Annotated in this window: 10 protein-coding genes; 5 read left to right on the top strand and 5 right to left on the bottom strand. The window is 63.2% G+C overall.

The genetic code is table 11. The features are described from left to right. Positions 1-93: 93 nt before the first annotated feature. The 5 genes from FGL98_RS20440 to FGL98_RS20420 all read right to left on the bottom strand — a co-directional run bounded on the left by FGL98_RS20440 (position 94) and on the right by FGL98_RS20420 (position 7332). Positions 94-648: an alpha/beta hydrolase-fold protein gene (locus FGL98_RS20440; protein ID WP_146319949.1), complete on the bottom strand. Its 555-nt coding sequence runs from the start codon at positions 646-648 to the stop codon at positions 94-96. A gap of 136 nt (positions 649-784) precedes the next feature. After that, positions 785-1540: an alpha/beta hydrolase-fold protein gene (locus FGL98_RS20435; protein WP_186526283.1), complete on the bottom strand. Its 756-nt coding sequence runs from the start codon at positions 1538-1540 to the stop codon at positions 785-787. Positions 1541-1812: 272 nt separating this feature from the next. Continuing rightward, the gene (locus tag FGL98_RS20430) at positions 1813-3921 is read right to left on the bottom strand and encodes a prolyl oligopeptidase family serine peptidase (protein ID WP_246136668.1); all 2109 of its coding nucleotides are present in this window, start codon (positions 3919-3921) and stop codon (positions 1813-1815) included. 131 nt (positions 3922-4052) lie between these two features. Beyond that, a complete protein-coding gene (locus FGL98_RS20425) occupies positions 4053-5462 on the bottom strand; it encodes an ABC transporter substrate-binding protein (protein ID WP_222432300.1) in 1410 nt (469 codons plus the stop codon). A gap of 559 nt (positions 5463-6021) precedes the next feature. Further along, on the bottom strand, positions 6022-7332 hold the full coding sequence (locus FGL98_RS20420; RefSeq protein ID WP_146319941.1) for an NAD(P)/FAD-dependent oxidoreductase: 1311 nt from the start codon (positions 7330-7332) through the stop codon (positions 6022-6024). A 798-nt stretch (positions 7333-8130) separates the two neighbouring features. Here FGL98_RS20420 and FGL98_RS20415 point away from each other — a divergent pair. The 5 genes from FGL98_RS20415 to FGL98_RS20395 all read left to right on the top strand — a co-directional run bounded on the left by FGL98_RS20415 (position 8131) and on the right by FGL98_RS20395 (position 15287). Then, positions 8131-9087, top strand: a complete 957-nt coding sequence (locus FGL98_RS20415) for an ABC transporter permease (protein ID WP_222432299.1) — start codon at positions 8131-8133, stop codon at positions 9085-9087. A gap of 4 nt (positions 9088-9091) precedes the next feature. Next, entirely contained in the window at positions 9092-9958 is an 867-nt protein-coding gene (locus FGL98_RS20410; protein WP_146319939.1) for an ABC transporter permease, read from the top strand. After that, positions 9955-11874 (top strand): dipeptide ABC transporter ATP-binding protein, encoded by a 1920-nt coding sequence (locus FGL98_RS20405; protein WP_146319937.1) that lies wholly within the window; start codon positions 9955-9957, stop codon positions 11872-11874. Before FGL98_RS20410 ends, FGL98_RS20405 begins: the two co-directional genes overlap by 4 nt. After that, the gene (locus FGL98_RS20400; protein WP_146319934.1) at positions 11871-13925 is read left to right on the top strand and encodes an alpha/beta hydrolase family protein; all 2055 of its coding nucleotides are present in this window, start codon (positions 11871-11873) and stop codon (positions 13923-13925) included. Before FGL98_RS20405 ends, FGL98_RS20400 begins: the two co-directional genes overlap by 4 nt. 138 nt (positions 13926-14063) lie before the next feature. Further along, positions 14064-15287, top strand: a complete 1224-nt coding sequence (locus FGL98_RS20395) for a PucR family transcriptional regulator (RefSeq protein WP_186526281.1) — start codon at positions 14064-14066, stop codon at positions 15285-15287. Positions 15288-15607: the final 320 nt, after the last annotated feature.

The raw sequence follows: 15607 nt of genomic DNA, 5'->3' as shown, positions 1-15607 counted from the left end.
CGTCGAGGTCCTTGGTGATCGGTGAGCTTGGTCGCTTCCGATCCTGAGGACCTCGACCCCTACCTCACCGCATCCACGATCACTGGCGTGTCGCTAACGCCCCCACCACACGTACGAAGAGCCGGAATAGCCGAATAGTCCAGCGGCGTCCGTCCGCACGTTGTAACGCTGCTCGACCACTGGTCGGAGTTCTTGTTCCAGGAAGGCCAGGAAGTTGTCAGCACGTCCCCCATTCATGATCGACTCTCGGTAGGCCTGCTCCTCTTCCGCTGTCCACCCCGCGGCTTCAGCGTCGTCGTGCACATTGGCCAGGACCGATTCGGACGGTAGCTCACCAGGTGGGACTAGCTCACGAGTGCGTCGAGTCAGCCAACTGGTTGCGCCTTCCGGCGGATAGCCGACTGCCACATGAACGAACGGCACCCATGACTCGATCACGTCGTAGGCGAGTTGCTCGACGTATGGGGCGAGGAGCGCGGCCGAAGCATTCCCATCGGTGGTATAGAGGACCGGGTAAGGACCTCGACTGTCAGTATAATTGACTGGTTTGGTAACCCAGATCGCGAGGCGATCGCCGACGAGTTCGGAATCCAGCTCGAAGTAATCAGTGGTAGGTAACGTCGCGGCGAACGGCGACAATTCGGTCATGATTGGCCAACCCTTCGAGGTAAGTTGCTGTCTATTTAGCGAACCGTGCCTTCACCGATCGAACCTCCATCATCTGGTCTCGATTCCTAACCCGCGCCTGACGCGTCGAGTGAAGCCCACACGTGAATGGGCTGGATTAACCTTGGCGCATAATCTCCATCTCAGGCGACTCCTGAGAATAGCACTGACGCAGAAAACTGAACCAGGATGACGTGTTACCGGTGGCGTGAGATTGTGCGGGTATAATGTGACTGCTAAGCACATGACCACGCAATGGCTTCTTCCCTGCGTGGGTTATGAACTCCGCGGTGCCGACTCCAACGTAGGCTTGATAGGCTGATACCCTCGTGATTTCGGTCTCGTTCACAGTGATATGCAGCATTCGATCGCTATAGTCGCTGTCTTTTTTTGCCTCACTGTCATACAGTTGAAAGACTTTTGACTCGAATCCGATTATTCCGGGACTGCCCGCACCGACTTTACTGAATATTGTCCGCTGGAGGGCGGCATAGATCGCGAATAGACCCCCGTAGGAGTATCCGAATAAACCAGTCGATGCGTCATCGATGCGAAACTCGGCAGTGATCAGCGGGTGTAATTCTTCGACAAGGAATGCGAGGAATTTGTCGGCGGCCGGATTCTGCAGGTTATGCAGATAAAGCTTCGCAGCGTCCGCGTCTAGGAGTCCAGCTTCCACTAGCAGATTCAAGCTCTCCGCGCTGGTAGTCGGCAGAAGGGGCTCTCCAGGCGGAAGAAGGTCGCGGGCACGTACCGCCAGTTGCCGATCCACATCGGGGCCGACATACCCGACGCATACCTGAATATGAGGCTGGATCGGATTGATCGGATCGTCCCGTATCATCATCGTATGGGGGGCGGTCAATGGCGCCATCAGATTTCCGTCGGGCAAATATATTGCTGGATAGCGGGCGGTTGGCTCGGATTCATATCGGGGAGGGACCGTTACCCACACACCAAAGCTGCCTCCAACGGTACTCGATTCTAACTCGAAGTACCGCGTGTTGGGCAACATTGACGCAAGTGGCGGGGATGTTTCATTCCAAGTCATTGATGCGGTCCGTTCTTGATATTGGCAAATGTGTTTCGCGGCGTGGTCACTGATTCAGTGAGAACGGGATCGTACAGTTCCGGGCCCGCGATGTCTCAGCCTGGCCGATTGAGGTTGGATGTGCCATCCGCGGTGGCCGGCCGCATTCCGAGTTCGCAGAAGATGAAGGAGAGCCAGTCGGTTGCCTGGGCAACGGCCTCGAGCCTGCCGTTGGACCACCCGTGCCCCACGTCGCGCCAGACACGCAGCAGGACTGGCCGCCGTGAGTTGGTCGCCTGCAAACGTGCGACGAATTTTCGGGCGTGCCATGCCGGGCAGCGGGTGTCGGTCTGGCCAGCGTCGACGAAGATTGCGGGATATTCCGTGTCAGCGACGACGAGCTGGCACGGGGAGAAGGTCGCCATCCGGCGTACATCGTCCGGAGCGTCGATCCGTCCGAACTCGCCTACGACGATGTCGCGGCCGTAGGGCTCACGGCATCCCCCGACAATGTCGAGAAACGGCTTCTGGGGAACGGCCACTGACCATAAGTCCGGCCTTTGGGTAATGGCGACACCGGTCATTAGGCCGCCACCGCTGCCTCCGGTCACCGCGAGCATGGACGGTTCGGTGTCACCTCGTGAGATAAGGTCCTCGGCGATCGCATATAGATCGTCGTAGCCGCGCTGTTTGTGCTCGAACCGCCCGGAGTTCCACCAGTTCCGTCCAAATTCGCCACCGCCGCGAAGGTGCGTATGCACATAAAGTCCCCCCGACAGGGCGAAAGCAGAGAGTGGCCCAGTGTACTGAGGTGCCCATGGCACCCCGAATCCGCCGTACCCGTACATGAGCGCGGGGCGAGGCCGCCCAGCGGGTGTGGCGTCTGCCCGCGCAACGACGTGGTAAGGAATCCGAGTGCCATCGACGGACACCGCCTCCCTGCTCTCCACAGAGAGTTCCGCGAGGCTGACCGCGGGCGGATCAATTACGTGAACGGCGTTCGACTTCAGGCCGTGACGGTACGTTCCCCATGAGGAAGTGAGGGTCGAGAACGCGAAGATAAACTCGTCGGGGTACCCGGTTGGCATCGCCTGCATCAGTGGAAATGGCGGCTCCGCGACCACCCCGTCGCCGGGCAACGTCAACTCCCCGAGCGGTTCGCCGTTTAGCGAGATCATGCGAACGCGGGAGAATGTGTCCACCAATTCGGTGAGGTAAAGGACATCACCCACGGCGGTCACTCGCCGCAACACGGCAGTGGACTCAGGAACGATTTCACGCCAACTGTGCGGATCGTTGGGTGTTCGGCTGGCCAGTGGGATTCCGACGAGACGTGAGCGTGGCGCGCCGCAGTCAGTCACAGCTATGTATTCGTCACCCACGATCTGACCTATGACTGTGCCGTCGACGTCTGTGACGAACGGCGTCCATGATTCTCCGTTGTTCAGGTCCCGCCGGTAGCGGGGAACCGGTTGGAAGAGACCCACAGCAACGACGACTTGCGCGGTCGGGGACACTTGCGCGATCGCGTATGAGGCGAGGCCGTCAGTAAGCTGAATTGGTTCGGGCGCCGAGGGCGGCAACGCACCGAGACGATGGAAGAAGATCGCATTGCGAAACTGATCTCGGTGCGTCTCATCCCGAGCCGTGAAGAAGAATCCGTTGGAGTCAGGTAGCCAGACGACGCCGCCTGTCCAGCTGTCATTCACCAGTTGCTCGATCTTGTCCGGGAGCTCCTCGCCGGACTCAACGTTAAGCAGAACGATTCGATTGCGTTCGGACCCATCCGTCGTCAGCCCGTAGGCGATGATCTGCCCATCGGGAGACGGGCTGAACCACTCGATGTTCAGCACTCCGTCGACTGGAAGCACGGCAGGGTCTACGAGAGTCCGCCACGGCCCCTGGGCGGATGGGCCGCACTCGAGTCGACCATGGTCGGTATCGGCGTCTGATCCCTTTCGAAACCACGTTTCTCCGCCCCGTACAGGCACTCCCCCAAATCGGGACGTGACTAACTGGTCGAGCAGACGCTGGGTCGCCCAGCGATCAGGCCAGGACTCGAGGTATTGGGTGCTCAGCGAGTTCTGAGCATCGTCCCAACTCGACACTCTATCGTTGTTTCCCTCAAGCCACCGAAGGCCATCCGGGAAGGTCACTCCTGCCAGTTCGTCGACGGTATTGTCTAGAGGAGTCGGAGGATACGCTGGGGGCTTCCCAGATGGCATGGTACTCAATGGTCGCTCCTATTTGGGCAGACGGCTCGGATTTGTTCACTCGTGCGCGATAGGCAGTGTCCGCGCGGCCCGATGACAGGAAACACACTGCGCCGCCTCGAACGCATATCATAGACGAAGTATCATCTGGAGGCCTTGAGATCGAAGATCCAGCTCCCATTTATAAGCGTGAACAAGTTTCCGTCGTTCGTGAATGTATAACCTTTCGCCAATACAGTGGCATTGTCAGGTGAGAACAGTGGGATGTAGGCTGCATCGCCGGCAATCTGGGAGAGAATAGTCTTGGTAGCCTTCCACCGCGCGCCGTTACTTGACGAGCTTTCCATCACCGGTAGCGCTGTCTCGATCTGAGGCGTCGTCCAGTTGGTGGTGTTGAAGTGTTGTGGAGCCGTATTTGCCTTGCCAACCACAAGGCTCAGGAGTCCATTCGGATCCGGAACATCCGCAACTATCGTCATGAACTGGGCTCCGGGGTTCTTCTGGCCATAGACACTGGTAAGCCACTGGTTCTGGGTCTGGGACTTGAGATTGATCTTGACGCCCAGCTTCTGCATATTCTGTTGGAGGTTGAGAGCCGTCAGCTTGGTAAAAGGAGTGCTCGAGATGTAGGGAACGGTTACCGTGAAGCCCTTGGGGTGCTTCGACTGGGCCAGTTCGGCTGCTGCCTTCGTCGGACTGAAATCATACCCGGGCAGGCTTTTGAGAAATGATTTAGCGGCGCTAGTCGACGGAGCAACATCGCTTATAACGCCCGCGGGGACTAGCCCGTGCAGCACGGCCCCGTTGTTTCCGAAGGCCGCCTTGAGGAGCCCGGTCCGGTCGATTGAGTAAGCGAACGCCTTTCGAACATGCGGGTCATTGAACGGCGCAATTGATGTATTCAGTGCGATATAGGTGGATTCAAGGGAAGGCGTCTCATAAAGTGTTGCTCCGTCGATACTCTTCCACTGTTGGATGGCCTTAGGATCGGAGATCAGCGTGCCGTCGATCGACCCCGAGCGCATTGCGAGTTGCGCAGACGTGTCGTTATCGATGAACGTGAAGACCACCTTCCGTGCGGATGGTCTCTTTCCCCAGTAGTGCGGATTCGCGGCCAGGGTAACGGCGCTGGTGGTATCCGAACTGAACTTGTACGGTCCGGTACCCACTGGGAGCGCGGTCCGGGTGCCAAGCTCCTTGGCGTGGGCCTTGGCGAACTTGGCTTCCTGCACGTATGTGATGACGGCGAGTTTGGCGCGGGTTGCGGGATCGGGCTTAGTCAGCTTGACCGTGACCTGCAGCGGGCCGGTGACTTTAACGCTTCCAATGTTTCCTACATCTCCAGCGGTCTGTGCGGGTGGGCTGGTTACGTGCTTGATGCTCCACGCGACGTCCTTCGCGGTCAGAGGTGTTCCGTCCGAGAACTTGACCCCCGACCGGATTGTGTACACGAGGGTGGTCGCGTTCGGTTGGCTGACTGCCGTTGCTAGATTGGGCGAAACCTGGCCTGTCGATGACACCCGCTCAAGTGGTTCGGTGACCAGTGAGATCATCTGCATCGTCGTGGTCACATAGTTTTTCGCGATGTCTAGCGATACTGGCGCGCTCGCCAGGGCGAACGTGAACGTGGGTATCGCTTTGCTACTACTCTTACCGGGCGACGAGCTACTCGTCTGGCCCGACTCCGAGCCACCACTACAGCCAGCGAGCAGCACCGCCAGGCATATTCCTACTATGACTGTAGTGTGTCGGGCGTGTACCGTCGTGTGTCTAGGGTCAACTAGCGGGATCGGCCTCATTGCTTCGCCTCTCAGTCATCACCACTACGAACGTGCTTGTCGTTGGCCGCTATCGCGCGCCGTCTAAGAGCAAGGCTAGACAACCTATGCCCGACCTTTCGAGAGACGACTGTCGAAACATCAGCGTGTTTGGCGAGACGCCTGTCAAGTTGCCGAGGAGCCAGCGGCGGCCTGGTTGAAATCGGCTCCGCTGATCGCAGAACCTTTCACCCGGCGTCGGCTTCGCATCGGCGGGTGGGGCCATCCGTGAATTCATTCCGTTGGCCTTACCTACCACGTCAAACGTGCTGCTCTTCGCCACGCCGCCCTTCGGTCAGCCCATCACGGTTCCCGAGGAGGCATTGTTGGGGGTGCGCTTGCGCGAGAATGCGCCCAGGTTGATCACATGACCGGTGTGTTCGCAGGTGTAGCGCAGCGGGTCGCGGTCGTGGTCGTGCCCGGCCTCGACACCGTCGATGATGGTGGCGAGGAATCGGCCAGCGAGGGGTGCGTTCTTGAACTGGTTGCCGCTGGTGCCGATTGCGACATAGAACCCATCAAGGTCGGTGCGGTCGTAGATCGGGGTCCAGTCGTCGGCGACGTCGTAGACGCCGGCGATTCCGGTGGGAGCGTTCGGTACGGTCAAACCGGGAAGGCGGCGGGCAGCGCGGGTGACCTGCGCCTGAAACCGCGAGGCCGTCGGTCGGGGATTGGCCCGATCCGGATCGTCGATCCACTCCAGCGGATCGCATGCCGGCTCGGTGCCGCCAATGAGTAGGAAGCCCGATCCGTCTGGGCGCATGTAGGTGCCCAGATCCATGTCGGCGATCGCCGGACCGAGTCCTGATGGTCGGTTGTATCCGGGTGGTGCTGCTACCTGGTGCACTTCCTGACGCATGGGCCGCACACCTACGGTGAATTCTCCTCCAACGCCGGCCATCCGGTTTATTTCGCTCGACCACGGCCCGGCCACGTTGACGAGCACACGAGTGGCAATCTGAGTCCCGTCCGAGAGCTTGACCGCAGATACCCGGCCCGCGTGACGATCGATACCCGTCACCGCCCGATTGAACAGAAATTCGGCCCCGGCCGCTCCTGCGGCGGTGGCGAGGTTCTGCGCCGCCAGCTGAGCATCGTCGATGAATCCCCCGTCCGGCGTGTATAGCGCACCGATCTGCTTCGTCGCGGTCTCGGCGAAGAAGGCCTCGTCGTCCACCCGTTTGGGCGGCCAGTATCGACCGGTATCAATGCCCGGAACCCGCGCACGGAGCTCGGCGGCATCCCACTCCTCATACGGCACGCCCACCAGATCGAAAAGAGGCATGATGTGGTCGCGAGGCATCGGCGGCACGTCGAGCATCACCATCCCGACTCGAACGAATGTGGCCAGACCACCGTTATCCGGTATCCGCAGGTGCTCGGACCACTTCTCCCAGCAGTGCTTCGACTCCCACGCCGTCGCCACCGCGTCCCAGGTGGAGTAGTTGAAGCGCACGACCGCACTTGATGCGCTCGTCGACCCGAGTCCGGCCCCCCCCGCCTTGTCGACAACGAGGACGCGCAAACCAGTCTTCGCTAGCTCCAACGCCGAGGCCGCACCGATCACACCCGCACCGACGACGACCACATCCGCCGTATCAGACATACCGTCCCTAACCCTCGAAGTCGAATACACCTATCGTCTGGCGCAGGGCCCGTAGTAGACCATCGGCTATCGTCGAGAATCACGACTCATCGCTTCGTCATATGTATACGAGTCGACCCTGGGATGCGGCGCATTGGCGTTCTCGACCTATGTCGTGGTCCGGACTGCCGATGGCTCGCCAGACTGAAATTGCGACGAGTGTGCAAGATCAAGATGCAAGAATCCCACATCTGTCGCTACACGTGGAGCCGTCGCGGGGCGGACACTTGAGCTAGTCGAGTACCGCAGGAATGCGGCTGTCCGCCAAAGGAGGTATCCCATGCAGCACAACCGAGTAGTTCCCACGGCTTTTGTTCGGATGGCCACCGCCGGGGCAGCAGTGGCGCCGCCGGTGGCTGCCGGTCGCAGCGCGAGCTCGACAGAGGGCACACCAGCGCGCATCCGACTAACTTCGCACTCGCCCTACCGGCCGCGCCCATCTCACTTGACGTCTCCAAGGATTACGACGCCAACATCATGCAGATCATGGCATTGGTGGCCGGGAAACCTGGGTACATCTCCAGCACGGGCACGTTGTCGCCGGGACTCGCGGGGAGCGTGTCGCAGCCGAATCCCACGACGCTCGCCGACGATTATTCTTACATTCCGTTGTACAGCCCAGGCACGGTCTCCGTGTTGGGGAGCGGATTCCACTTCGGCACGAAGCCAACTCTGTTCGATCTGGACGTTAACGGAACCTGGATATCCCACCTGAAAGCCAGCTAGGCGATCCTTGCATGTGAAGGAGCAGATTCCACCGTGGCAATCGTACTATTCCTGCTCAAGCGGCTGGTCGGGATGGTCGTGATTTTGATCATCGTGAGCTTTCTGGTGTTTAGCCTGCTGGCGTTGAGCCCGGGATCGGTGGTGGCAACGCTGTTGGGCACGCAGCCATCGACGCCACAGGTTGTCGCAGCGATCAAGGCGCAGTACCACCTGAACGACCCGTTCCTCGTGCAGTACTGGCACTGGTTGACCAGCGCGGTGCACGGCGATCTCGGGCGGTCGATCCAGTCGGGCGAGGCGGTGACCAGCGTGATTGCCTCGCATCTTCCGGTGACGTTGGAGTTGGCGGCGTACACGTTGGTGCTGGTTGTCGTCGTGGGGATCCCGGTCGGGATGGCGGCCGGGATCGGCCGTGGCCGGCTGTTCGATCGGAGCGTCTCCGGGGCGACGATCGTGGGAATGGGCGCGCCAGGGTTCGCCCTGGGTATCTTGCTGATCTACGTGTTCGGGGTGGGTTTGGGCTGGTTTCCGGTCTACGGCGCGGGCAGCAGCCAGGCCATCGACCGGGTGTATCACCTGACGTTGCCCGCGGTGGCACTGGCAACCGGCCTGGTGGCGCTGATTGTCCGACAGACTCGGGCCGCGGTGATGGACGTGATGGAGCAGGATTACATCACGTTTGCCCGGACCCGCGGGGTCGGTCGCGCCCGGGTCATGCTGGGCTACGCATTGCGCAACACCGCGCTTCCGGTGGTGACCGCGGCCGGGCTGCTGCTGATCGTTGCGATCTCGGGGACGGTCCTCGTCGAGACGGTGTTCTCCCTCCCCGGGGCGGGGCAGTTGATGGTGCAGGCTATCGAGGCGAAGAACGTTCCCGTAGTGCAGGGCCTGGCGTTCTTCGTGGCCGTGCTGGTGGTCGCGGTGAACCTGCTGGTCGATGCGGCCGCGTTGATGATCGATCCGCGCACTCGTGCCGGGGTACGGGGGTGAGGCGATGACCAGTGATGTTAGGTCGGACCAGGCCGAGGGTGCGGCAATAGATCATCTGCAACGAGTGCCGGTGGTGGCAGTCATCTGCGGCCTCGTGCTGCTCGCCGTGCTGGTCTGTGTCGTCGCCGGGGGCTGGCTGGCGCCTCAGGACCCGAGTGCTCAGAACCCTCTGCTGAGTGCTATGGCGCCGGGGCACGGCCACCTGCTGGGAACGGACGAGCTCGGCCGCGATGTGCTTTCCCGGCTCCTGTCGGGAGCCCGATCGTCGGTCGTTGGCCCGCTCGTGGTCGCAGCTGGCTGTCTGCTGATCGGGGCGACGCTGGGGATGGCCGGCGCGTACTTCGGCGGTGTCGTCGACACTGCCGTCAACCGGCTCGCGGACATGGTGTATGCGCTGCCCGCGTTGCTCATCGCAATTGTCGTGCTCGGGGTTGTCGGCGGTGGGTACTGGATCACCGTTGCGGTACTGCTGCTCTTGTCGCTGCCCTACGAGATCCGATTGTGCCGGAGCGCCGCCATGGTAGAGGTCCGACTGCCCTACGTTGACGCGGCCCGCACGATAGGCATCTCGGCGTGGCGGATCATCTTCCGGCACGTCTTGCCGAACATCCTGCCCACCGTCGTCGCGACGTTCCTGCTCGACTTCGTCGGCGCGTTGGTCGGCTTCGCGGCACTGAGTTACCTGGGGTTGGGTGTGCCGCCGAGCAGCCCGAGCTGGGGGACGACGCTGGCCGAAGGGCAGTCGCTGATCACCCAGAACCCCTGGCTATCGATCGCTCCGGCGGTCCTGATCATCGTCACCGCGTCGAGCGCCACCTTGCTCGGGGACTGGGGACATGAACTACTGGCCCACGCGGGAACCCAACGATGAACACCGAGGAGGGGGCGGCGAGAGACCTGGCCACTCACCTGCACCCAGACGACGCCGGTGACCGTTCCGGCGCAGCACTGCTGCACGTCGAACGGCTCAACGTCGCGGTCGGGCCCGTGCGCCGGGCCCGACCGCTGGTACGCGACGTCAGCTTCGACGTGCACCGCGGCCAGGCTCTCGGCATCGTCGGCGAGTCGGGCAGCGGCAAATCACTGACCGCACGCGCCGTCGTCGGACTGCTCCCTGCAGGGTTGCACGCATCCGGGTCGGTGACCTTCGACGGTCACCAACTGATCGACGCCGAGCGCCGGACGTGGCGGGCGCTGCGGGGATCGCGAGTCAGCCTGTTACTCCAAGACCCATTCACCATGCTCAACCCGCTGCAGACCGCGGGAGCGCACCTGGCCGAGTCGCTGCCCCGGGGCGGCCACCACAGCCGAAGCAGGCAAAGAGACGAGATAGCCCGGCGACTGGGCGAGGTCGGCCTCGCCGCCGAGGTCGCCGAGCAATACCCGTTCCAACTCTCCGGAGGCATGCGGCAACGGGTCGCGCTGGCCGTGGCGCTCGCTCGCGACCCCGAGCTGCTCATCGCGGATGAACCGACCACCGCACTGGACGTGACCACGCAGGCCGAGGTGCTGGAACTGTTGCAGTCCATTCGCCGTAGCCGTGGAATGAGCCTGATTCTGATCACCCACGACCTGCGGGTCGCGTTCTCGGTCTGCGATCGAGTCCAGGTGATGTACGCCGGTTCCGTGCTCGAACAGTCCCCGACCGCAGCGTTGGCAGCCGATCCTGCGCATCCATACAGCCTCGGGCTGTTGTTGGCCGACCCGCCCGTCACGCACTACGTCGCCGAGCTTACTGCGATCCCCGGCAGTGTGCCGCAAGCCGACACCGTCGCCGACACCTGCGCCTTCGCGGCCCGCTGCAGCTGGGCCCAGCCGGAGTGCGCCGCGGCCAGACCCCCCTTGGCCCCGGTCGGCCCGAACCGGACCTCGGCATGCCTGCGCCTGGGCGAGATCCACCCGGAGCTGCGGGCCGCGCTCAGCCACCTCGACCAGCCGGCGGCACCGCCACCGGCTCTCACCGTTGGCGACCCTATCGCCGCGATCACTGAGCTACGCAAGACGTTCCATACCAGCAGGCTCGCCGGCCGGGCCCGGCGCACGACCGCGCTCGACGGTGTCAGCCTGCAGATCGGCGAAGGGGAATCCGTCGGCCTGGTCGGCGAGACCGGGTCCGGGAAGACCACCATCGCCCGCGCACTCCTCGGCCTCATCACCCCGGATGCGGGACGCATCGACCTGGCCGGTATCGACATCAGTAACTACCGACGCCTCGATCGACGCCAACGCCGGCAGGCGCGCCGGATCGTGCAGGCCGTCTTCCAAGATCCCTACACCTCACTGAATCCGGCGCTGAGCATCGGGACCACGCTGCGCGAGGTCCTCGACCTGCGCGGCGACGTCACCGACTCACGGCACGAAACAGCGGACCTGTTGGGCCTGGTGGGGCTACCGGCCTCCTACGCGCAGCGTCGGCCCGTGGCACTCTCCGGCGGCGAACGACAACGTGTCGCCATCGCCCGAGCCATCGCACTGCGCCCCCGACTGCTCATCTGCGACGAACCGGTGGCCGCGCTGGACGTCTCCGCGCAGGCACAAGTGCTCGAACTGCTCCGTGACATTCACCGCCGCTACAACACCAGCATGCTATTCATCACCCACGACCTGTCAGTGGTGCGGCAAATGGCCGACCGGATCATCGTGCTCTACCACGGACAGGTCGTCGAAACCGGCGACACCGCCACCGTGCTCGACTCCCCGAACCACCCCTATACCCGCCGGCTCATCAACGCGATTCCCAGCGCGCAAGCCCCCAGCGGTCACGCTCCCGATCGAAGTGAGCCATGACCCCTACATCACGGAGCAGCGTCGAGAACTACCGCGCACGGACCCTCACGCCTGGCCTCGGTCGGCTGATCGACATCACCGACATCGCACCCTCACCGGGCGGTGACCGGATCGCCGTCACCGGCAACGTAATGGACAGCCTCGATCGCCCGCCCCACCCCACCTGCCACCTGATCGAGGTAGCAACAGGCAAAATCAGGAGACTCGGCGGAGTCGGGCCGAGCGCCTGGTCCAGCGATGGCACGAGCCTCGCCTACGTCAACACGCCGACGTCGGTGGCGATCCTCGACACCGTGACCGGATCACGGCGATCGTACGAGCTGCCCGGCGTCATCGAATACCTCAGATTCGCACCGCGCAAGTCGAGCGTGCTGGCCGGGGTGGCCCAGATGAGCGCGGACCGCTCTGGAGCGGACGGGTCGGGTGCACTGTCTCAAGACGCCCCACCCCTCGAGACGCATCCCGTCGAGGACAGCAGCCACGACGCGGGCTGGCGGCACGCGTGGCGCATCGATCCCGAAGAAGGCACAGTCTGCCAAGTGTCGCCGCCAGGCTGGAACGTGTGGGAGGCCGACTGGTGCGCGGCCGGCATCGTGGCCGTCGCCAGCCGCCACCCCGAGGAGAGCGCCTGGTATCACGCCCGGATCGTCATGCTTCGTGGCCCGCACACGCCCCCGCGCGTCATTGCCAGGAGCGCCGCGCAACTCGGCCTGCTGTGCGCATCGCCCGACGGGACCGCCATCGCCTACGCCGAGGCAATCTGCAGCGACCGTGGGATCGTCGCAGGCGACGCCAAGATCCTCGATCTGCACAGTCAAGAAATCACCCCCGTTGACAGCGGTAATGTCGACGTCACGTCGCTGGCATGGCGTGACGAGTCGACGCTCCTCGCCACGGGGCAATGCAACCTGACCACGGTCGTCGCCGAGGCCACCCGCGACGGCAACTGGCGCCAGGTGTGGTCAAGCGAACAACGCACCTGCGGGGACTGGTACCCGAACGCCGTCCCGATCGCCACCGATGATGGTCCGGGATTCGCCGCCGCAATCCATGACTACGGTCACCCCCCGGCTTTGACCATCGTGACGTCGGCCGGCGAGCACACGCTGCTCGACACCGGCAACCCGGGATCCGATTACCGACGAAGCATCGGCGGCACGCTCCACGCCACCAGGTGGCACGCCCCGGACGGCCTGGAGATCGCAGGCTTGCTTGCGACCCCCAACTCGCCACCGCCGCATCCGTTGATCGTCCTCATTCACGGCGGCCCGGTCGCTGCGTATCGGCCGTCATGGAACCTCATCTACGACTGGACTCCGCTGCTGGTCGCAAGCGGATACGCCGTGCTCCATCCCAACCCGCGCGGCAGCGGCGGGCGAGGACAACAGTTCGCCTCACTGGTGCGCGGCGACATGGGGGGCGCCGACACCCACGATCTGATCAGCGCAGTCGACGCGCTCACCCAACGTGGCGCCATCGACCCTCAACGGGTCGCCGTCACCGGACGCAGCTATGGAGGCTACATGTCGGCGTGGCTCGCCACACAAGACGACCGATGGGCCGCGGCGATACCAATGGCGCCGGTGACGAACTGGATCAGCCAGCACTTCACCACCAACATCAACAGTTTTGACGAGATCTTTCTGGACGACACCGTGACCAACCCGGCCGGGCGGTTCTTTTCTCGCAGCCCCATTTTCTTTGCCGAGCGCGTCCGCACGCCGGTCTTGCTCATCGGCGGTGGCCAGGACCGATGCACACCGCCCGGGCAGGCGGTCGAGTTTCACCACGCGCTTAGCCACCATGAGAAGGACTCCACGCTCGTTATCTACCCCAATGAGGGGCACCACATCAACTCCCCCGGCGCGCGCTCCCACCTGCTTGTCGCACTCCTCGACTTCCTCGACCAGCACATGCCGGCGGCCGGTGCACCCGACCGCAACCGGCCCAGCGGATCATCCCCCCTGCAGGAACCGGTCACCGACAACAGTGCACCCGTCCCGCCCGCCGCGCATGACCCGAGACAGGCCGGCCGCAACCGTGGACGGTAGACGAGACGGCAGGCGGTCTCACGCGCCCGCTCACACACGCACGAGCCAACCCCGCAGCGTGCATCCACACTCTCGACGCGCGCCAACCGGCTTCGACAATCGTCGAAGCACTGGCCCGATATTCCTACAATGACTGGTGTGGCATCCGACTTGCAACGCCTCGTCGACCATCTGGGTACCCGCCTTCACCGCTCAGTCGCTATCGACGACCCATCCATCCGCCTGCTCGCCTACACCTCGCACACCGGCGAGGTCGACAGGGCGCGCACGGAGTCGATCATGCGGCGTCGTGTGTCAACCGAGTTGACTAGCTACCTCGGCGCGCAAAGCCCCAGCCACGCCGATGACCTGTTCACGGTCCCTGCCTGCCCCGCTATTGGCCTGGAGACCGACAGGATCGGCATGCCGATCCTGTACGAGGACAGCATGCTTGGCTATCTCTGGCTGATCGGCTCCGACGGGCCAGTCACCGGGCAAGACGCCGAGTCGGTCCGTGAAGCATCGCGGCAAGCAGCCTTGATCCTGCACCGTGAACGCCTCACCGTCGAAGTCACCCGCAGCCGCGAACGTGAACTCGTACGTGACCTCGTCTCCCCGGACGCCAGTCTTCGCGCAGAGGCGGCCGACGAGCTCATCGAGGAAGACCTCATCGTCGCCGGTCAGATCTCCGCGATCGTCGCGACGGCCGACCACGGCCCCAGCGAGCCGCTCAGCGAGCAGCAACGGCTTGCGCTGCACATCGCGGTCGACTACGGACAACACCAGCTCGCACTGAAACACGCCCTCGCACTGAACCGACCCGATCACTCGCTGCTGCTGATCACTCAGGACGGCTCACAGCCCGCCAAGAGCGCAGCACTCGAGCAGCTCGCCCAAAAAGTGCACCAACGCCTCACACTCGAGCTCCGCTCGCAACCAGCACCCTCCGGCTGGGTCGGCATCGCGGGCGCCCACCGCAACCTCACCGACGCCCACCACGCATATCACGAGGCCCGCAGGGCCGCCGACGTCGCGCGCATCACCGGCGCGCTCGGAACCGTAGTGCCCTACTCCCGCCTGGGCGTGTACGCACTCCTGGCGAAACTACCGCCGCACGAACTGGCCGAGGGCATACACCCTGGGGTCCGCCCGCTGCTCGACCCCGATTCAACTCACCGAGACCTCATCGAAACAGTGCAGGTGTACCTAGACAATGCCGCCGACGCGCAGCGCACCGCCGCAGAACTACATATCCACCGTGCCACCCTCTACTACCGCCTCCGCCGGATAGAAGACCTCAGCGGCCTTGACCTCTCCCGCGGCGATGACCGACTCGCGATACACCTGAGCCTCAAGCTCGCCCAACTGACGCAACTGAGGTAACAGAGTCCACAAACGACACTTGTAGCAGCCCGCGGGTTCCGCTCTTCACAGATGTACAACACTAGCCAGCCCGCAAAGCTATTAGTTTGAAGAAGCAAGGTTGCGCTTGGCCGAGGAGGCACATCAGTGAAGGACAGACCACGGGGCCAAACCTGCCGGAGCTGCGCTCCACGATCGCGTCCCAGTACATGAGCCCAAGATCCGCTAGCGCCTTGGCCGGTGCGCAGAATCTCACGCTTGGGCCACAGCCGGGAGATGCTGCCCTAGAGCCTCAGCCACGGCCTGCACCCACAACATCGTCACGAGACAGACCACATCGA

The organism is Leekyejoonella antrihumi, from assembly GCF_007845645.1.
In the GTDB taxonomy this organism is placed as follows: Bacteria; Actinomycetota; Actinomycetes; order Actinomycetales; family Dermatophilaceae; genus Leekyejoonella; species Leekyejoonella antrihumi.
This window is presented reverse-complemented; position numbering and strand designations above follow the sequence as displayed.

Excerpts from the sequence above, each read along its gene's own strand:
- FGL98_RS20400 (WP_146319934.1), top strand. The coding sequence starts at position 11,871 with ATGACCCCTACATCACGGAGCAGCGTCGAGAACTACCGCGCACGGACC.
- FGL98_RS20430 (WP_246136668.1), bottom strand. The coding sequence starts at position 3,921 with ATGCCATCTGGGAAGCCCCCAGCGTATCCTCCGACTCCTCTAGACAAT.
- FGL98_RS20425 (WP_222432300.1), bottom strand. The coding sequence starts at position 5,462 with ATGATCTCACTGGTCACCGAACCACTTGAGCGGGTGTCATCGACAGGC.
- FGL98_RS20435 (WP_186526283.1), bottom strand. The coding sequence starts at position 1,540 with ATGGCGCCATTGACCGCCCCCCATACGATGATGATACGGGACGATCCG.
- FGL98_RS20440 (WP_146319949.1), bottom strand. The coding sequence starts at position 648 with ATGACCGAATTGTCGCCGTTCGCCGCGACGTTACCTACCACTGATTAC.
- FGL98_RS20405 (WP_146319937.1), top strand. The coding sequence starts at position 9,955 with ATGAACACCGAGGAGGGGGCGGCGAGAGACCTGGCCACTCACCTGCAC.
- FGL98_RS20410 (WP_146319939.1), top strand. The coding sequence starts at position 9,092 with ATGACCAGTGATGTTAGGTCGGACCAGGCCGAGGGTGCGGCAATAGAT.
- FGL98_RS20420 (WP_146319941.1), bottom strand. The coding sequence starts at position 7,332 with ATGTCTGATACGGCGGATGTGGTCGTCGTCGGTGCGGGTGTGATCGGT.